General features: G+C 64.3%; 13 protein-coding genes, 1 pseudogene and 1 CRISPR repeat array. Of the genes and pseudogenes, 9 read left to right on the top strand and 5 right to left on the bottom strand.

The window, feature by feature from the left end; genetic code table 11:
* Positions 1 to 177 precede the first annotated feature (177 nt).
* The 4 genes from cueR to ACYVB7_RS08945 all read right to left on the bottom strand — a co-directional run bounded on the left by cueR (position 178) and on the right by ACYVB7_RS08945 (position 1,650).
* Entirely contained in the window at positions 178 to 606 is a 429-nt protein-coding gene (gene cueR / locus ACYVB7_RS08960) for a Cu(I)-responsive transcriptional regulator (RefSeq protein ID WP_460506531.1), read from the bottom strand.
* On the bottom strand, positions 593 to 790 hold the full coding sequence (locus tag ACYVB7_RS08955; RefSeq protein WP_460506529.1) for a heavy-metal-associated domain-containing protein: 198 nt from the start codon (positions 788 to 790) through the stop codon (positions 593 to 595). The genes cueR and ACYVB7_RS08955 overlap by 14 nt, the downstream gene beginning before the upstream one ends.
* Before the next feature lie 81 nt (positions 791 to 871).
* Positions 872 to 1,372 carry a GNAT family N-acetyltransferase gene (locus ACYVB7_RS08950; RefSeq protein WP_460506527.1) on the bottom strand — a complete coding sequence of 167 codons (501 nt, stop codon included), beginning with the start codon at positions 1,370 to 1,372 and terminating at the stop codon, positions 872 to 874.
* The gene (locus tag ACYVB7_RS08945) at positions 1,369 to 1,650 is read right to left on the bottom strand and encodes a type II toxin-antitoxin system TacA family antitoxin (protein ID WP_460506525.1); all 282 of its coding nucleotides are present in this window, start codon (positions 1,648 to 1,650) and stop codon (positions 1,369 to 1,371) included. The genes ACYVB7_RS08950 and ACYVB7_RS08945 overlap by 4 nt, the downstream gene beginning before the upstream one ends.
* A 170-nt stretch (positions 1,651 to 1,820) precedes the next feature.
* Here ACYVB7_RS08945 and cas3f point away from each other — a divergent pair, with 170 nt between their 5' ends.
* The 8 genes from cas3f to ACYVB7_RS08905 all read left to right on the top strand — a co-directional run bounded on the left by cas3f (position 1,821) and on the right by ACYVB7_RS08905 (position 15,857).
* On the top strand, positions 1,821 to 5,036 hold the full coding sequence (cas3f, locus tag ACYVB7_RS08940; RefSeq protein ID WP_460506523.1) for a type I-F CRISPR-associated helicase Cas3f: 3,216 nt from the start codon (positions 1,821 to 1,823) through the stop codon (positions 5,034 to 5,036).
* A 138-nt stretch (positions 5,037 to 5,174) separates the two neighbouring features.
* Positions 5,175 to 5,600: a DUF6088 family protein gene (locus ACYVB7_RS08935; protein ID WP_460506521.1), complete on the top strand. Its 426-nt coding sequence runs from the start codon at positions 5,175 to 5,177 to the stop codon at positions 5,598 to 5,600.
* Positions 5,563 to 6,603 carry a nucleotidyl transferase AbiEii/AbiGii toxin family protein gene (locus tag ACYVB7_RS08930; RefSeq protein WP_460506520.1) on the top strand — a complete coding sequence of 347 codons (1,041 nt, stop codon included), beginning with the start codon at positions 5,563 to 5,565 and terminating at the stop codon, positions 6,601 to 6,603. Before ACYVB7_RS08935 ends, ACYVB7_RS08930 begins: the two co-directional genes overlap by 38 nt.
* A gap of 72 nt (positions 6,604 to 6,675) precedes the next feature.
* Positions 6,676 to 7,992, top strand: coding sequence for a type I-F CRISPR-associated protein Csy1 (gene csy1, locus ACYVB7_RS08925; RefSeq protein ID WP_460506517.1), 1,317 nt, complete (start codon positions 6,676 to 6,678; stop codon positions 7,990 to 7,992).
* 16 nt (positions 7,993 to 8,008) lie between these two features.
* On the top strand, positions 8,009 to 9,028 hold the full coding sequence (csy2, locus tag ACYVB7_RS08920; protein ID WP_460506515.1) for a type I-F CRISPR-associated protein Csy2: 1,020 nt from the start codon (positions 8,009 to 8,011) through the stop codon (positions 9,026 to 9,028).
* Positions 9,029 to 9,053: 25 nt separating this feature from the next.
* Positions 9,054 to 10,091: a type I-F CRISPR-associated protein Csy3 gene (gene csy3 / locus ACYVB7_RS08915; RefSeq protein WP_460506513.1), complete on the top strand. Its 1,038-nt coding sequence runs from the start codon at positions 9,054 to 9,056 to the stop codon at positions 10,089 to 10,091.
* Between the two features lie 4 nt (positions 10,092 to 10,095).
* Positions 10,096 to 10,662, top strand: coding sequence for a type I-F CRISPR-associated endoribonuclease Cas6/Csy4 (gene cas6f / locus ACYVB7_RS08910; protein ID WP_460506511.1), 567 nt, complete (start codon positions 10,096 to 10,098; stop codon positions 10,660 to 10,662).
* 129 nt (positions 10,663 to 10,791) lie between these two features.
* A CRISPR array of direct repeats spans positions 10,792 to 13,399; the repeat unit is 28 nt; unit sequence GTTCACTGCCGTGTAGGCAGCTCAGAAA.
* Between the two features lie 103 nt (positions 13,400 to 13,502).
* Positions 13,503 to 15,857, top strand: coding sequence for a heavy metal translocating P-type ATPase (locus ACYVB7_RS08905; RefSeq protein ID WP_460506508.1), 2,355 nt, complete (start codon positions 13,503 to 13,505; stop codon positions 15,855 to 15,857).
* Positions 15,858 to 15,912: 55 nt separating this feature from the next.
* On the opposite strand, the gene ACYVB7_RS08900 is transcribed toward ACYVB7_RS08905, so the two are convergent.
* Positions 15,913 to 16,299, bottom strand: a complete 387-nt coding sequence (locus ACYVB7_RS08900) for a hypothetical protein (RefSeq protein ID WP_460506505.1) — start codon at positions 16,297 to 16,299, stop codon at positions 15,913 to 15,915.
* Between the two features lie 217 nt (positions 16,300 to 16,516).
* On the opposite strand from ACYVB7_RS08900, the pseudogene ACYVB7_RS08895 reads away from it, so the two are divergent.
* Positions 16,517 to 16,806 (top strand): annotated as a pseudogene (locus ACYVB7_RS08895) (IS91 family transposase); the annotation flags it as partial.
* Positions 16,807 to 17,152 lie beyond the last annotated feature (346 nt).

The following is a 17,152-nucleotide window of genomic DNA, read 5'->3' as shown; positions in this document are numbered from 1 at the left end:
AGGGACGGTGTGGCCCAAGGGCATGGGGGTTGGGCATGGGCAGCGCCTCGCCGGGGGTCCGCTGGCGCGGACTGCGCTGTCGCGCACCCGCCCCACGGTCTGTGCGCCTCGCCACCGGCGAAGTTGCTGCCCATGCCCAGCCCCCATGCCCTGGGGCCACACCGGCCCCGTGCAGGGTCAACGGGCCAGTTCGTCGAGGATGGGGCAGTCGGGCCGTTGGTCGCCGTGGCAGCAGCCCATGAGTGATTGCAGCGTGCGCTGCATGGCCTGCAAACCCTCGATGCGCTCGGCCAGGCCCTGCAGGTGTCGCCCGGCAATGGCCTTGACGTCGGCGCTGGAGCGCGTCTGGTTGTGCCACAGGCCCACCAGGCTGGCCACGTCGGTCATGGCAAAGCCCAGCTCGCGGCAGCGGCGGATGAAGTGCAGGGTGTGCACATCGGCCTGGGTGTACAGGCGGTAGCCGCTGTCGGTGCGGTGCACCGGGGGCAGCAGGCCCAGGCTTTCGTAGTGCCGCACCATCTTGGCCGACACCCCGCTGAGCCGCGCCGCCTCACCGATGTGCACCGGAAACGCGGGGGCGGCCCGGGAGCCGTCAGGCGACGGCATAACCTTCTTCGCGGATGGCGGCGGCCAGCGCTTCGCGCGGTTGTTCGCTGGTCACGTCCACGCGGTTGGCGGTGCGGTCGGCCTTGACCTCGGCCTGCGGATCGACGGTCTTGATGGCCTGCACCACGGCTTTTTCGCAATGGCCGCAGGTCATGCCGGTGACGGTGAAGGTTTGCTGGGTCATGAGGGGCTCCTGAAGGGGTTGAACAGAACAGCCGCCATCATGAACCTTGCCATGGTGGGAAGGTCAAGCGGTTGAGCGGATTCAACGGTGAGTGCTGACCGTGGCCAATGGCAAGAACAGCATCAGCGGCATTTCGGGCAAGTCCATGAAGCCGTGATGCCGGTAGAAGGCTGCGGCCATCGCGTCCTTGGCGTCCACCATCAAGGCATGGGCGGCAATTTCGGAACGGGCGGCATGCAGCAAGGCGTCGGCCAACAACGCACCACCCAATCCTTGCCCTTTGAATGTCTGATCCACCGCCAAGCGACCCATGCGCACCGCGGGTACCGTGGGATAGCGAGGCAGCTTTTTGGCCGTGGCTGCAGGCAGATCGGTCAACAGCAGGCTGGCAGACGCCAAGGTGTAGTAACCCGCAATGCGATTGCCGTCCGTCAGCGCCACGAAGCAGGCCGTCACCCGGCGCCGAATGTCTTGCGTGACCTGTTCGCGCAAGTAGCGGTCCAGCGCAGGTGTGCCACTGCTGAACGTGGCCCGATCATGCGTGCCATCCAGGGCGGCCACCCGAAACGGTGCGCCGCTCATTCCGTGCGCAACAGCTTGCTTCGGCGGGCAAAGGCACGTTTCAAGGCCGGGGCTTCGGGCGGGGGCGACAGCAGGGCCTGTGCAAAGCTGGCTTGGTCGGCCATCGACAAGCGCACCACATCGGCCTGCTCAATGGTTTGCTTGGCCGCGGCCTGCACCGCGGCCACCACGAAATCGGTCAAGGTGCGCCCCTCCAACTCTGCCGCGCGCTTGAGCATGGCATGCAGATCGGGGGTGATGCGGGCTTCAAGACGGGCGGTAGCAATGGCGGGTGGCATGGGGATTCCTTTTGGAAAATTGTACGGCTGATTGCCGGAACAATCACACATTTGGCCGTGCGGTGCCTCATCTTGCAGCCCTGGTGCAACGAAGGGTGGGAACATCAGGCCAGCGTGCACACGTTCTGCACTGACGGACTCAAAGGAGCCGCCAGGCATGGAATATGTTCATGAAAATTGGCCTCTACCGCTTTATATACATGACGAATCCGCTCTCAATTTCGGAGTTCGACAAACAGGAACACCCACCCACCCGCATCCGTGCTCAGACGGCCGAACACGGGAGCAACCACAACGACTGGCACACCGGTCAGAACATTCACCTGCTGGCCGGGCTGGCCGCACTGCTGCACGACCTGGGCAAAGCCAGCCGCGCCTTCCAGATGCGGCTGCGCGGTGAATTGACCACCGCCGATGGCCGCCCCGAACGCAACCAATACCGGCACGAATGGGTGTCGCTGCGCTTGTTCGAGGCGTTTGTGGGCAAAGATGACGATGCCACCTGGCTCACCCGGCTGGCCAACCCCACGGCAGAAGACCACGCCAGTTGGCACGGGGAGCGTCTGCAACGGGATGGCATGGATGCCAAGGTGCAGCCCCCCTTCCTGCGCCTGGCCCACGCGCCCCTGGCCCAGGCCGTGGGCTGGCTGGTGCTGACACACCACCGCCTGCCCACGATGCCCGCGGGCAAACCCATCACCGCGGCCAGCCTGCACCAGGTGCTCCAACACCTCGACGCCGGTTGGAACGAACGCACCGACGGTGGCGACACCGACCACCACCTGCCGCTGTACTGGGACTTTGACCCGCACGGCCTGCCCGTCACCACCGACGCGTGGCGCCAGCAAGCCTCCGAGCTGGCCCTGCGCCTGCTGGCCTTGCGTGCCCAACCGGGCAAGGGCAACGGGTCGGGTGGCTGGCTGGGCAACCCCTATGTGATGCACATCGCCCGCCTGAGCCTGATGCTGGCCGACCACCACTACTCCAGCCTGGGGATGGACACCTCCACCGGCCAGCCTGTGGCCGGACGGGTGCAAGGGCAACCCGGCTACCCGTTGTTTGCCAACACCCACGGCAACCCCCACCGCCTCAACCAGCCTCTGGACGAACACCTGCTGGGCGTGGCCCGCCACAGCGCCACCGTCACCGACGCCTTGCCCTGCCTGGCAACCGATTTGCCCCACCTGGGCGAATGCAAACCCCTCCAAAGGCGGGCCGAAGATGAGCACTTTCGCTGGCAAGACAACGCCGCCGACCTGGCCGCCAGCGTGCGCGAGCACAGTGCCCAACACGGCGCGTTCATTGTCAACATGGCTTCCACCGGCTGTGGCAAAACACTGGCCAATGCCCGCGTCATGCACGCGCTGGCCGACCCCGCACAGGGCATGCGCTGCGCGTTTGCCATGGGGCTGCGCACCCTCACACTGCAAACCGGGCGGGCCTTTCGCGACCTGCTGGGCCTGACCAATGACAAGCTGGCCATTCGCGTGGGCGGCAGCGCCAGCCGGGCGCTGTTCGAGCACCACGAGCGCATGGCCGAGCAGACCGGCTCCGCCTCCACCCAAGCGCTGCTGGAAGAAGACGGTCATGTGGTGTTTGAAGGCAACCACCAGGCCCACCCCGTGTTGCAGCGCGTGCTGCACGACCCGCAAGCCGCCAAACTGCTGGTGGCCCCGCTGCTGGTGTGCACCATCGACCACCTCACCCCCGCCACCGAAAGCCAGCGCGGAGGCCGCCAGATTGCCCCCATGCTGCGCCTGATGAGCGGCGACCTGGTGTTGGACGAGCCCGACGACTTCGACCTGGCCGACCTGCCCGCCCTCACCCGGCTGATGCACTGGGCCGGGCTGCTGGGTGCGCGGGTGCTGCTGTCTTCGGCCACCTTGCCCCCAGCCATGGTGCAGGGCCTGTTTGCGGCTTACCGCGAGGGCCGCGAACAGTTCGCCCGCAACCGGGGCCAGCGCCCCGGTGTTTCGGTCCCCGCATCACCCGCCATCTGCTGCCTGTGGGTGGACGAATTCGGCACCCACGCAAGCGACTGCGCCGACCACCCAAGGTTTGCCAGCGAGCACCTCCGTTTCGCCACCCAGCGCACCCGGCACCTGAGCGATGCCGCTGAACGCGAAGTACGCCGCCGCTGTACCTTGATTCCGTTGGAGTTGGGGCAGCTTCCCCCGCGCGACCACGCCGCCCGCTTTGCCCAGTTGGCCCGCGAAGCCGCGCTGGCCCTGCACCAGCGCCACCACAGCCTTGACCCGCAAGGTGGCAGCGGTGGCCGCAAGCGCGTCAGCTTCGGCCTCATCCGCATGGCCAACATCGAGCCGCTGGTCAACGTGGCGCTGGCGCTGTACCAACAGGGTGCGCCCCAAGGCGTTCGCATCCACCTGTGCACCTACCACTCGCAATACCCGCTGCTGTTGCGCTCCGCCATCGAACAGCAGCTGGACTTGGCCCTCAACCGCCGCCGGCCGGATGCCGTGTTCAGCCTGCCCGACATCCGCCAACGCATTGACGCGTATCCCGAGGCCGACCACCTGTTCATCGTGCTCGGCTCGCCCGTCACCGAAGTGGGCCGCGACCACGATCACGACTGGGCCGTGGTGGAGCCCTCGTCCATCCGCTCACTCATCCAGTTGGCTGGCCGCGTGCGCCGCCACCGGGTTGGGACCTGCACCAGCCCCAACCTGAGCGTGTTTGCCACCAACCTGCACCATGGGCAACGTCCCGGTCAGCCCGCGTTCTGCAAGCCCGGCTTTGAAACCGACAACACACGGCTCAACAGCCACGACCTGCACACCCTGCTGCGCCCGCACGAGCGCGATGTGATCGACTCCCGCCCCCGCCTGCTGCCCTCGGAACCACCCGACTTCAAGCCCAAAGACCGGCTGGTGGACCTGGAGCACGCCCGCATTCAGGCCACCATGCAGCCCAGCGCCACCCGCCTCAACGCCGCCAGCTGGTGGCACCTGCCTGTGGCCGATGCCCTGCTGACCGCCGTGTTGCCCCAGCAGCAACCGTTCCGCTGCCACGACACCACGCCCACCGAAGACGTGGTGCTGGTGCCCAACGACGATGGAGATGACTACGTGCTCAAGCTGCTGGTGCCTGTGCCGGGCACAACACCCGGTGGCCACCCGCGCACCACGGCCACCCCCAACGCACATTTGGAACACCGCATCCCCAACGAGCAGGTGCAAGGCCCTGGCATCGCCCCCTGGGGCCCGACCGACTACATGAGCGCATTGCACACACTGGCTGCCAGCATGAAAATTTCTACAGAAAAATGTGCCTACCGCTTTGGTGGCGTCACTCTTCGCTACAACAAGGAGAGTGGCTTTGGTTGGCGCTTTCACCCCGCGCTGGGGTTCACGGCATGGGCGGGGTGAATCACACGTCACACCATGCTGAAAAAACAGCAAAGTGTGTTGAAATAACTAATTGATAAACAAAGATTAATTTGGTTTTTGCAACTCAGGTCACAATGCACTAAACTGTGCCCACGCTTTGCCCCCGAACGTGCCGCCATGAAACTCGCCGACCGATTGTTGCGCTCCATCAAGGGCCGTTCTGGGCAGGTCGTTTTCCGCTCGGAAATCGCCCGGTTGGGCAGCCCTGCGCAGGTCACCGCAGCACTCAATGAGCTGATGGCCAAGGGTGTGATCACCCGCATCGGCAGGGGCATTTACGCCAAAACCCGCCAAAGCACCATCACGGGTGCCCTGGTGCCCGCGGGCAGCCTGGAGACACTGGCCACCGAAGCCCTCCAGAAAATGGGCGTGCCGGTGGGAGCCGGGCGGGCCGCAGCGGCTTACAACGCCGGGCAAACCACCCAACTTCCCGGCACGTTTGTGGCCCACACCGGCAACCGGCGCATCAGCCGAAAAATCGAGGTGGGCGGACGCACGGTGACCTATGAGAACAATTTCCAGCGCACAGCGGCAAGCGATTGAAGACCTCTCTGCCGAAGGCCTGCTGCGTGGGCTGCCCGTCCAAACCGCAGAAAAAGACATCCACATCACCGATTTGCTCAAAGCCCTGAGCGAGCTGCGGGTGATGCATGGGCACTTCAACGATCTGGATGCACGCAAAGGTGAACTGGTGCGCCACGACGCAGGCATTCGGCTGGTGTTTGCCGGAGGCACCTGCCTGGCCAAAGCGCATGGGCTCATCCAGCGGATGTCTGAAGACATTGACCTCAAAGTGGTGCTTGAGCCCACCCCCGTGCCGCTCAAAAAAGGCCGGGGACAGCGCGCACGGCTGACGGCGCTGCATCAGCACCTGACGGCATTGCTGGCCCAGCTGCAATTTCCGCTGTTGCCCCCGTCAGCAGATGACGGCAACCCCAGCGTGCGCGATGCGCACCGCTACTTTGTGGTGGGCGCAGGCTACCGTTCCACCTACAGCCAATTGCCCAGCCTTCGGCCAGAACTGAAGCTGGAGGTGATACACCGCACGCCGCTGTTGGCGTTGGAAACACGTCAATTCGGTTACCTGCACGAATCACTGGCCGGGCTGCCCCCCAGCACCACGGTGACCATGCCCTGCATCTCCGTGGGGGAGACAGCAGCGGAAAAAGTGCTTTCCTTGTTGCGGCGGTGCGCCTCCCAATGGACCCAACCGTCCGCCGCACACGACCCCACCCTGGTGCGCCACGTGCACGACGTGGCCCGCATTGCCGAACACGCTGGGGCTTCGCTGGCGGGGGCACGGGAGGTGTTTCCACACCTTGTCCGCATGGATCAGGCCGAGTTCAAAGGCCAGAACCCCGCGTTTGATGCCGACCCTGTGGGCGTGCTCCAACGCACCCTGGCCGAAGCCAGGCACAACAGTTCGCTGCGCCAGCAGTACCAGCAACACCTGCTGCCGCTGGTGTACGACAGGCACCCTCCCCGTTTTGAGCAAGCGTTTGCCGCGTTTGAATCGGTGGCGCAGGACTGCTTGGCGAAGTGTTGATTCGCGTGATCTACCATGTGTCTGCGCGGATGCAAACGGCATCCGTGCTGAATGGCCACAGGGAGGAACCGGATGCAAAAACACCATCCGCAACGCAGTGCCGAACTGCGTGCGGTCATCGTTGAATTTCTCAACAAGAGGCTGTCCGACAAGCTCGACGGCATCAAGGGCGACGACCCGGACCAGCAGCAAAAGCGGGACCAACTGCGCCAGCAGTTCATCCCCGCCACCTGGTTGGAAGATGCCGCCCGCCGGGCCGCGCAAATCCAGGCCGTCACCCACTCACTCAAGCCCATCCACCCGGATGCCAAGGGCACCAACCTGTACTGCCCGCCCCGCACCCTGGCCACGTTGCCCGTGGTGGGCAGCCACTGCTTGGGCGACACCTTTGCGGGCGACGTGGTGGGCAATGCCGCTGCGCTGGACGTGTACAAATTCCTGAAACAGGAGCACCAAGGCCAAACCCTGTTGGCGCTGGCGGCCTCTGGCGACGTGGATCTGGCCCACGCCCTCAGTGACGACCCCGCTCAGGCCCAAGCCTGGATGAGCGCCTTTGCCAGCCTGACCACGCCCCGTGGCAAACCCACCTCCCACACCCTGGCCAAACAGCTGTACTGGCCTGTGGGCACCGACTTGCACAACGATGCCTGCTACCACCTTCTGGCTCCGCTGTACGCCAGCTCACTGGCGCACCAACTGTTCCAAACCCTGCAAGACGACCGCTTCAGCGACGAAGCCAAAGCCGCCCGCGAGGCCCGAAAGGCAGGCCAGTACAGCGAACGCCCGGTACGCGAATACCCCCATCTGGCCGTGCAGCAACTGGGCGGCACCAAGCCACAGAACATCAGCCAGCTCAACAGCGAGCGCCGGGGCAACAACCACCTGCTGGCCTCGCTGCCGCCGGTGTGGCGCAGCATGGAGATCAAGCCACTGCTGGGCAGTGAATCGCTGTTTCCCCGCTACAGCCGCCGCCCCGGCGTGACGGCGGCGCTGCGCGATCTGCTGGCCTTTCTCAAGACCGATCCCAAAGGCAACAAACCCACCCGCCAACACCGCGCCGCGCTGGTGAACACGCTCATCGACGAGTTCTTGCAACTCCGTGCTGAACTGCGCAGCCTGCCCCCCGGCTGGAGCCAGCAGCCCGACTGTGCCCTGACCGACCTGCATGCCCGCTGGCTCGACCCCACAGGCTGTGCCCAAGCCGATGCAGCGCTTTGCCGCACCCCGCCCACCGATGTGGCCGAGCGCATCAGTGCCGCCTTTGCCACCTGGCTCAACGCCCAAATGCGCTCACCCTTGTTGGTGGGTGACGACGAATTTGCAGTTTGGCGCAAGGAAATGCTCACACAGATCGAAGCCGAAGAACGGGAGAGCAGTGATGTTGAGTGATGACACCACCCACCACATGGCAGCCCCCACGCACTCCGCCCTGCTGGAGCTGCCCCGGCTGCGCGTGCAAAACGCCAACGCCATCTCCAGCCCGCTGACCTGGGGGTTCCCGGCCATCACCGCCTTCACCGGTTTCATGACCGCGCTGGCCCGCCGCCTGGGGCCAGAGGCAGGCATTGCATTCCAAGGCGTGGGCGTGATCTGCCACGGCTTCGAAGCCCAGGTGACGCACGGCGGCTACACCCACAGCTTTGCCCTCACGCGCAACCCCGTGCTGGCTGACGGCAGCACCGCCGCCATCGTGGAAGAAGGGCGCGTCCACCTCGACATCACCCTGGTGCTGCAAGCCGATCTGGCCCACCGCTACCTGGACGACAACGCCCGCGGCGAGCTGGCCGCACACATCGGCCACCTGGTGGCAGGCATGCGGCTGGCCGGGGGCAGCGTGATGCCGCCGCTGCCTGGACCGTTTCAGCACCCGCCACGCCCCCGCCTCAGCCTGCTGGCCAGCCAGGCGGATGACCGCGCCAGCCAGTTCAAACGCATGCGCCGCCGCTGGCTGCCCGGTTTTGCCCTGGTGCTGCGCGACGACCTGCTGCAAGCCCACTGGGCCGAGCTGCAAACTTGCCAGCCCCAGGCCACGCTGCTCGATGCCTGGATGGACCTGTCACGCATCAACCACCGCGCCACGCGCAAGGCACCCGACCCCACCCACGCTGCAGGAGCCACAGACCCCGCCGACTGGGCCACCGACAGCCGCCCCGGCTGGCTGGTGCCCATTCCGGTGGGCTTTGCCGCCCTGTCCGAACTGCATGCCCCCGGCACCGTGGCGGGCGCGCGAGACCCGGCAGTGCCCTTCCAGTTTGTGGAAAGCGTGTATTCCATCGGCCAGTGGATCAGCCCCCACCGCCTGCAAGACACCCACGACCTGCTGTGGCACACCAGCCACGACACGCCCAACGGCCTGTACCGCTGCACCAACCAATTCAAACCCGTGGCCGCAGACGATTTCAACCCTGACGACTACATCGACTGAAACCCCACCCTCAAGGAGCAACCCCATGGCAACCACAAACACAATCAAAACCGCCTCCGTCCTCGCCTTCGAGCGCAAGCTGGACCCGTCTGACGCCCTGTTTGCCGCAGGCCAGTGGGCTGACCGTGCGCAGTCGCACACCTGGCAGCCCGTCACCCTCATCGCCAAGTCGGTGCGCGGCACCATCTCCAACCGGCTCAAGGCCAAAGAGCAAGACCCGGCCAAGCTCGACGCCGCCATCGAAAACCCCAACCTCCAGACCGTGGACGTGGCCATGCTGCCCGCCGGGGCCGACACCCTCAAGGTCAGCTTCACGCTGCGCGTGCTGGGCGGTGCGGGCACCCCGTCGGCCTGCAACAGCGCCGACTACCAGCAAGCGCTGCAGGCCACCGTCAACGGCTACGTGGCCACCCACGGCTTTGCCGAGCTGGCGCGCCGCTACGCCGCCAACCTGGCCAATGGCCGTTTCCTGTGGCGCAACCGCCTGGGGGCCGAGCAAATCGAAATCCAGGTGAGCCACTGGGTGGACGGGAAGGCCCAAAACTCATGGTCTTTTGATGCCCTAGCGCTTTCTCTGCTTAGCTTTGATGCTCCTGAATCTGACAAAGCCCGCTTGAACGCCGTGGCCAACCTGCTGGCCCAAGGGCTGGCGGGCCAGCGCCATGTGCTGCTGCAAGTCACAGCCTTTGTCCGCATGGGCGCGGGTCAGGAGGTGTACCCCTCGCAAGAGCTGATCCTCGACAAAGACAAGGCCGGCAAAAGCAAAACCCTGTACCAGGTCAACGGCGTGGCGGGCATGCACTCGCAAAAGCTGGGCAACGCCATCCGCACCATCGACACCTGGTACACCGGTGCCGCCGACAACGGCCCCATTGCCGTGGAACCCTACGGCTCCGTCACCACGCAGGGCAAGGCCTACCGCCAACCCAAGGCCAAGGAAGACTTCTACACCCTGTTCGACCACTGGGTCACCAAAGGCCAGGCCCCGGCGCTGGAGCAGCAGCACTTTGTCATGGCCACGCTGATCCGCGGTGGCGTGTTTGGTGATGCAGACAAGGGCTGACCCCATGACCACCCCCAGCCACTTTGTGGACATTGACGTGCGGCCCGATGAGGACTTTCCGTCCAGCCAACTCATGGCCGCCTTGTACGCCCGCCTGCACCGGGCGCTGGTGACCCACGGCCAGGGTGACATTGGCGTGAGTTTTCCGGGGCACACCAGCCGGTGGCTGGGCAACCGCCTGCGGCTGCACGGCCGTGCCGATGCGCTGGGCCAGCTGATGGCGCAGGACTGGCTCAAGGGCATGCGCGACCACGTGGACCTGACCCCCGCCACCCCGGTGCCCAGCCCGGTGAAGCATCGGCTGGTCAAGCGCGTGCAAACCCAAAGCAACCCCGAGCGCCTGCGCCGCCGCCTGATGCGGCGGCACAGCCTGACGGCTGAAGAAGCCGCCCAGCGCATCCCTGACAGCGCGGCCCAATGGGCCGATCTGCCCTGGGTGTGGATGCGCAGCAGCAGCACCAGCCAATCGTTTCGGCTGATGGTGGCCCACGAGCCCCTGACCGCAGAGCCCCAGCCCGGGGGCTTCAGCGCCTACGGCCTGAGCCTGGGCGCCACCGTCCCCTGGTTTTGACCCTTTTTTGAAGCGCTGGAAAAAGTTGTTGAAAATCAACGGGTTGGCGGAGAGGCCAGAAAATGGGTGACCGCCCTTTTCTGGCCTGTTTTCCTTGAAGAATCCACGACTTGGCGGGTTTGGGGTCTGGTTCACTGCCGTGTAGGCAGCTCAGAAATGGAGTTTGGGGGCACCGAGTACGGGGCGACTGTTCACTGCCGTGTAGGCAGCTCAGAAATCCAGCGGCATGCCTGCGCTGATGGCAATCAGGTTCACTGCCGTGTAGGCAGCTCAGAAAAACTTCCCACGGAGCCCGCCCATGGCTGAACCGTTCACTGCCGTGTAGGCAGCTCAGAAATGATCGAGCGAGGGGAACATCACCACGCCCTGGTTCACTGCCGTGTAGGCAGCTCAGAAATGGACGGACCGCAGCGGAGTGTGTTGCCCGGTGTTCACTGCCGTGTAGGCAGCTCAGAAAACAAGCTGAATCAGCTTCTCTCTGGCCTTGATGTTCACTGCCGTGTAGGCAGCTCAGAAAAAGCAGCGCATGGAGGCCGAGCTGGACGAGGCGTTCACTGCCGTGTAGGCAGCTCAGAAAGCTCTGCACGCGCCACACCGGCCGATCCTTGGGTTCACTGCCGTGTAGGCAGCTCAGAAAATGCCCGGCGAGCAGGCCGGGCACTTCAAGACGTTCACTGCCGTGTAGGCAGCTCAGAAAGCGCCCATGCCAGACTGGGCCACGCTCCAACCGTTCACTGCCGTGTAGGCAGCTCAGAAAAGAAGTACCAGGAGCAGACGGCATCGCAGATTGTTCACTGCCGTGTAGGCAGCTCAGAAAAATGCCGCGGGCGGCGGCGCAGGTCTGAGCGTGTTCACTGCCGTGTAGGCAGCTCAGAAAATACCAGGGACAACCGCAGTCGGCAGGGCAGGGTTCACTGCCGTGTAGGCAGCTCAGAAAGCCCTCTGTCTGCTGGCGTGGCAGGAACACGCGTTCACTGCCGTGTAGGCAGCTCAGAAAACAGCGCAGCAATTGCATCCATGCGTGAAACCGTTCACTGCCGTGTAGGCAGCTCAGAAATGTGATGGTCGCCGAAGTAGCCGACGAACTGGGTTCACTGCCGTGTAGGCAGCTCAGAAATGTAAGCCTTTTTCGTTTGTACCCCTGCCCTAGTTCACTGCCGTGTAGGCAGCTCAGAAATATGTGATCAAGGTCAACGCCACGACCCACCCGTTCACTGCCGTGTAGGCAGCTCAGAAAACACCATCATCACCCCGGCGCTGCTGCTCACCGTTCACTGCCGTGTAGGCAGCTCAGAAATTGCGAGGGGTAGATTCCGCTGTTGAGGTGGGGTTCACTGCCGTGTAGGCAGCTCAGAAAATCGAAGACGCCATCCTGGCCGATCCCGACGAGTTCACTGCCGTGTAGGCAGCTCAGAAATGGCACAGATGGTGGGCGCGGTGCAGGCAGACGTTCACTGCCGTGTAGGCAGCTCAGAAAACCATGCGCCGCTACATCCGCGCCGGCGTGGCGTTCACTGCCGTGTAGGCAGCTCAGAAAGCGCAGTGGGGCATTGACGCCTCAGAGCTTTCGTTCACTGCCGTGTAGGCAGCTCAGAAATTACATGTTGCCCAGCAGGTCCAGGACTTCCAGTTCACTGCCGTGTAGGCAGCTCAGAAAATGGTTTACCCCGTGAGTCCTGGAAAAAGGCCGTTCACTGCCGTGTAGGCAGCTCAGAAAAAGGTGAGGCACCCGGACCACGGCGCCCCCTTGTTCACTGCCGTGTAGGCAGCTCAGAAACTCTGCTTCGGCCATCTTGTTCCACCGCAGCGGTTCACTGCCGTGTAGGCAGCTCAGAAAAGACACCGCAATGCATGAGCGCATCGCTGCACGTTCACTGCCGTGTAGGCAGCTCAGAAAAACTCGTGGGACCAGAAGGGCGCAGATTTCAGGTTCACTGCCGTGTAGGCAGCTCAGAAAAATTGGCTGCGGCATGAGCAGCATGTCCACGTGTTCACTGCCGTGTAGGCAGCTCAGAAAATGCTCCACACTTTGAGGCGGGCGGTGGAGATGTTCACTGCCGTGTAGGCAGCTCAGAAATGGGCGATGCCGCGCAGGCCGTTTTCGACCTGGTTCACTGCCGTGTAGGCAGCTCAGAAAAGGTGCGCAGCTACCGAGGGCAGAGCCAGCTTGTTCACTGCCGTGTAGGCAGCTCAGAAAAGCGGGCTCCAGGTGGGGAACGGGCAACGCGAGTTCACTGCCGTGTAGGCAGCTCAGAAAAATGCGCTGGATGACCTGGCAGCCACATTGGGGTTCACTGCCGTTTAGGCAGCTCAGAAATGATTGGGTATGGCAGCTGTCTACCGTGCTGGGTTCACTGCCGTGTAGGCAGCTCAGAAACAATCGTCAGCTGGCATTCCATAGATTCGACCGTTCACTGCCGTGTAGGCAGCTCAGAAACGTCAAGCACAGCTCCTGCTCCACCGCCCGGCGTTCACTGCCGTGTAGGCAGCTCAGAAAGTTGAGCGGCTGCTGTCCGAGTCAGACGACGAGTTCACTGCCGTGTAGGCAGCTCAGAAATACGAGCGGTTGGCGCGGGAGGCTGGTCTATCGTTCACTGCCGTGTAGGCAGTTCAGAAACACAATGCCGCAATCGCATCCATGCGTGAAACGTTCACTGCCGTGTAGGCAGCTCAGAAATCAATTTCGTAGTCCAGGCCCAGCACATCGCCGTTCACTGCCGCATAGGCAGCTCAGAGAGCTTTGCACCATGTCGGTGGCCATGCGGCCACTTTCACCGCCCCACCACCAGCCCCGCCCACCCCATTGACCTTCCCACCAGGTCAAGGTTTAAGCTGGCCCCATGAACACCTCCCCCGCCCCCAACGCCCCCTCTACCGCCCCGCCCGAGCTGTGCACGCTGGACATCGGCGTGGGCGGCATGACCTGCGCCTCCTGCGTGGGCCGGGTGGAGCGGGTCCTGAAAAAACTGCCCGGTGTGGACAGTGCCAACGTCAACCTGGCCACCGAATCGGCCCGGGTGGTGTGGCACCCCACCGCGCTGGCAGGCACGGGTGCGGCGAGCGAAACCAACCCCACGGCATCACCCGCGCTGTTTGCCGCCCGCGTGGCCCGCGCCGTGCGCGACGCCGGGTACGAGCCCCGGCCCGTGGACACGGGCGACGACGACGCGCCGCCCCCCGCGTGGCTGGGCGTGCCGCTGGATTTCTGGCCCATCCTGATCGGTGTCTTGTTGTCGCTGCCCTTGGTGGGGCCCATGGTGGGCGACCTGCTCGGCCAGCACTGGATGCTGCCCGCCGTGTGGCAGTTTGCCTTGGCCACGCCGGTGCAGTTTGGCCTGGGCTGGCGCTTCTACAAGGCCGGTTGGCATGCGCTCAAAAGCGGCAGCGGCAACATGGAACTGCTGGTGTCCATTGGCACCACCGCGGGCTGGGCCTTGTCCACCTGGCTGTGGTGGCAGGCCGAGCCGGGCGAGATGGTGCATGTGTACTTTGAAGGCTCCGCCGTGGTCATCACCCTGGTGATGCTGGGCAAGTGGCTGGAAGCCCGCGCCAAGCGCCAGACCACCAGCGCCATTCGCGCCCTGCGCCAGTTGCGGCCCGAGGTGGCCCACCTGCTGCCCGACGGCGTGCGCCGCACCGAGGCGGTGGACGTGCCCGTGGCCGAACTGCTGCCCGGCGACCGCGTGAGCGTGCTGGCCGGTGAGCGCTTCCCGGCTGACGGCATCGTGACCGAAGGCCAGACCCAGGCCGACGAATCCATGCTCACCGGCGAAAGCCTGCCCGTGCCCAAGGCCCCCGACAGCCCCGTGACCGGCGGCACCCTCAATGGCGACGGCGTGGTGCAGGTGCAAGTGACCGCCGTGGGCACCCAAAGCACCCTGGCCCGCATCATTGCCCTGGTGCAGGATGCCCAGGGCCAAAAAGCCCCGGTGCAACGCCTGGTGGACCAGGTGGCCGCTGTGTTCGTGCCCGTGGTGCTGGTCATCGCCTTGGCCACAGTGCTGGGTTGGCACTGGGCCGGTGCGCCGTGGGAACAGGCGCTGATGAACGCCGTCACCGTGCTGGTGATTGCCTGCCCCTGCGCGCTGGGCCTGGCCACCCCGGCGGCCATCATGGCGGGCACGGGGGTGGCGGCGCAGCACGGCATCCTGATCAAAGACGCCGAAGCCCTGGAAACCGCCCACCGCGTGGACACCGTGGCCTTTGACAAGACCGGCACCCTCACCCGCGGCCAGCCGGTGCTGACCGGGCTGTGGCTGCAGCCTGAGGTGCAAGACCAGATCGACGCCGACCAGGCCCTGCGCCTGGCCGCTGCCCTGCAACAGCACAGCGAACACCCGCTGGGCCGCGCCGTGGTGCAGGCCGCCCGCCAGCTGCCCGAAGCCATCGCGCCCATTCCCCCGTTGACCGACGTGCACACCGTGCCCGGCAAAGGCACCCAGGCCAGCCTGCAAGGCCAGCCCCTGCGCCTGGGCAGCCTGCGCTGGATGGCCGAGCTGGGCCTGTCCACCGCCACAGACACCGTCACCCAGAACCCAGCCCCAGGTGCCACCCTGTCGGCCCTGTCGCTGGGGCCCCAGGTGCTGGCCGTGCTGGCCTTTGCCGACGAACCCAAGGCCCACGCCGCCCAGGCCGTGGCGCTGCTGCGGGCACGGGGCATCCGGGTGGTGATGGTGTCGGGCGACAACCGCGCCGCAGCCCAAGCCGTGGCCCAGCGCGTGGGCCTGCCGCCCGAAGACGTGTTGGCCGAAGTGCTGCCCGGCGACAAGGCCCAAACCATCCGCCAACTGCAAGCCCAGGGCCAGCATCGCGTGGCCATGGTGGGCGACGGCGTGAACGACGCCCCCGCCCTGGCCGCCGCCGACGTGGGCCTGGCCATGAACAACACCGGGCTGGACGGTCAACCCGCCCGCGGCGGCTCGGACGTGGCCATGCACACCGCAGGCATCACCCTCATGCAGGGCGACCCACTGCGCGTGGCGGATGCGCTGGACATTTCGCGCCGCACCGTGCGCAAGATCCGCCAGAACCTGTTCTGGGCCTTCATCTACAACGTGGCCGGCATTCCCCTGGCCGCCCTGGGCCTGCTCAACCCCGTGGTGGCCGGCGCGGCCATGGCCTTCAGCTCGGTGAGCGTCATCACCAATGCGCTGCTGCTCAGGCGCTGGGCGCCTGAAACGCTACAAAACAAATAGCTGCTTGCGCTTTTATATCAAGCGACAGAGGCCAATTTTATGGATGTTTTTCTACTCAAGCCACCGACAACAGGTAGCGCAGGTACAGCGCATTGGCCAGGAAGAACAGCATCAACACCAGAAGCCCCCAGAGCAACACGCGCAAGATTCGGCTCAGAAGACTGGTTTTGACCTGATCCGCTTTGGGGACCGTGGGTGTTTTGCGGGTTGCAACGGTGCGCACCATGCGCCAGACCCGGCCTGAAAGGCTGGGCCGGGTCGGATCGTTTTTCTTGCGGTTGAACAGCCGCAACATCGCATAGCCGGACAACGCCATTCCCAAGATCCGGCCAAGCTCACTGGCGAGGTTGGCTTGTTCACTCGTCACGGCCCACGCAGCCATGGGACAAACGCACAGGACGAGCCCGCATGCCAAAAATGCCTTTTGTCGATGGTGGGTCATGAAAGGGCTCATTTCAGGGGCTTGACATGTGTTTTTAGATAGTCAGTCCATCCATCGGTTCTCTTGATTCTTTCAGGCTGCGATTTTCGCCAAAAATCATGGTATTTTTGAATCATCTCATCCAAATGCGGCGAGCCAATCAATAAAGACAGGTGATGGCTGCTAGAGAAATGAAGCCCGCATACAAAGAAAGTTAATGATGGTCGGCCAAGTTCTCTTATGGGCTGTGCTGATTGCCCGAATCTACGAGGTGTTCCCACTGCGGTATCCCATATGTGGCTGGCAGATGCGAGTAATCGCCTTTATCACGCACAGCGCTGACGTCCGCCAAATACTGGACTACATCGGGGTGGATGCAAAGCCACCGTGCATGACGCCCACACACGGGCCGCAGCTGTAGAACGAGTGCTACGCACAGGCGGGAGATGGTGTCGAAGTTAGGCGGACTGGGGTAAAGCGGCCCAACCGACCCCTGACTTTGAGGTCGAAAACCGCGCCAGTCGGTAAGGGTTGGCTGGGGTGGCAACAGCGGTTTTCCAACGCTGCGGCACAGGGCTGCGCTTGGCACCGCTCAAAACGAGTCAAACCGAAAGATCTCGGGCACTGGCCCAGAGCAAGTACCCAAGCAGACCGCAGTGCGCTGGCTTGTGATGCTTCAACCCCGTGGCATACTGGTGCTAAGTGGTCATCGATACGTTCTTAGGCATTCAATCCCTCTCGTGCAGACCCCCTCTTCATAGTGGGACGTTTGCCTGTTGACTTACTTCGAAGCACTTAATGCGGTTGGATTTCCTCTCCGTAACGCTTGCGGACGCAAGCGTGCACCACAACGGCTGCTTAAAGCTCAATGCCA

It is taken from the genome of Hydrogenophaga soli (genome assembly GCF_054777695.1).
This window is presented reverse-complemented; position numbering and strand designations above follow the sequence as displayed.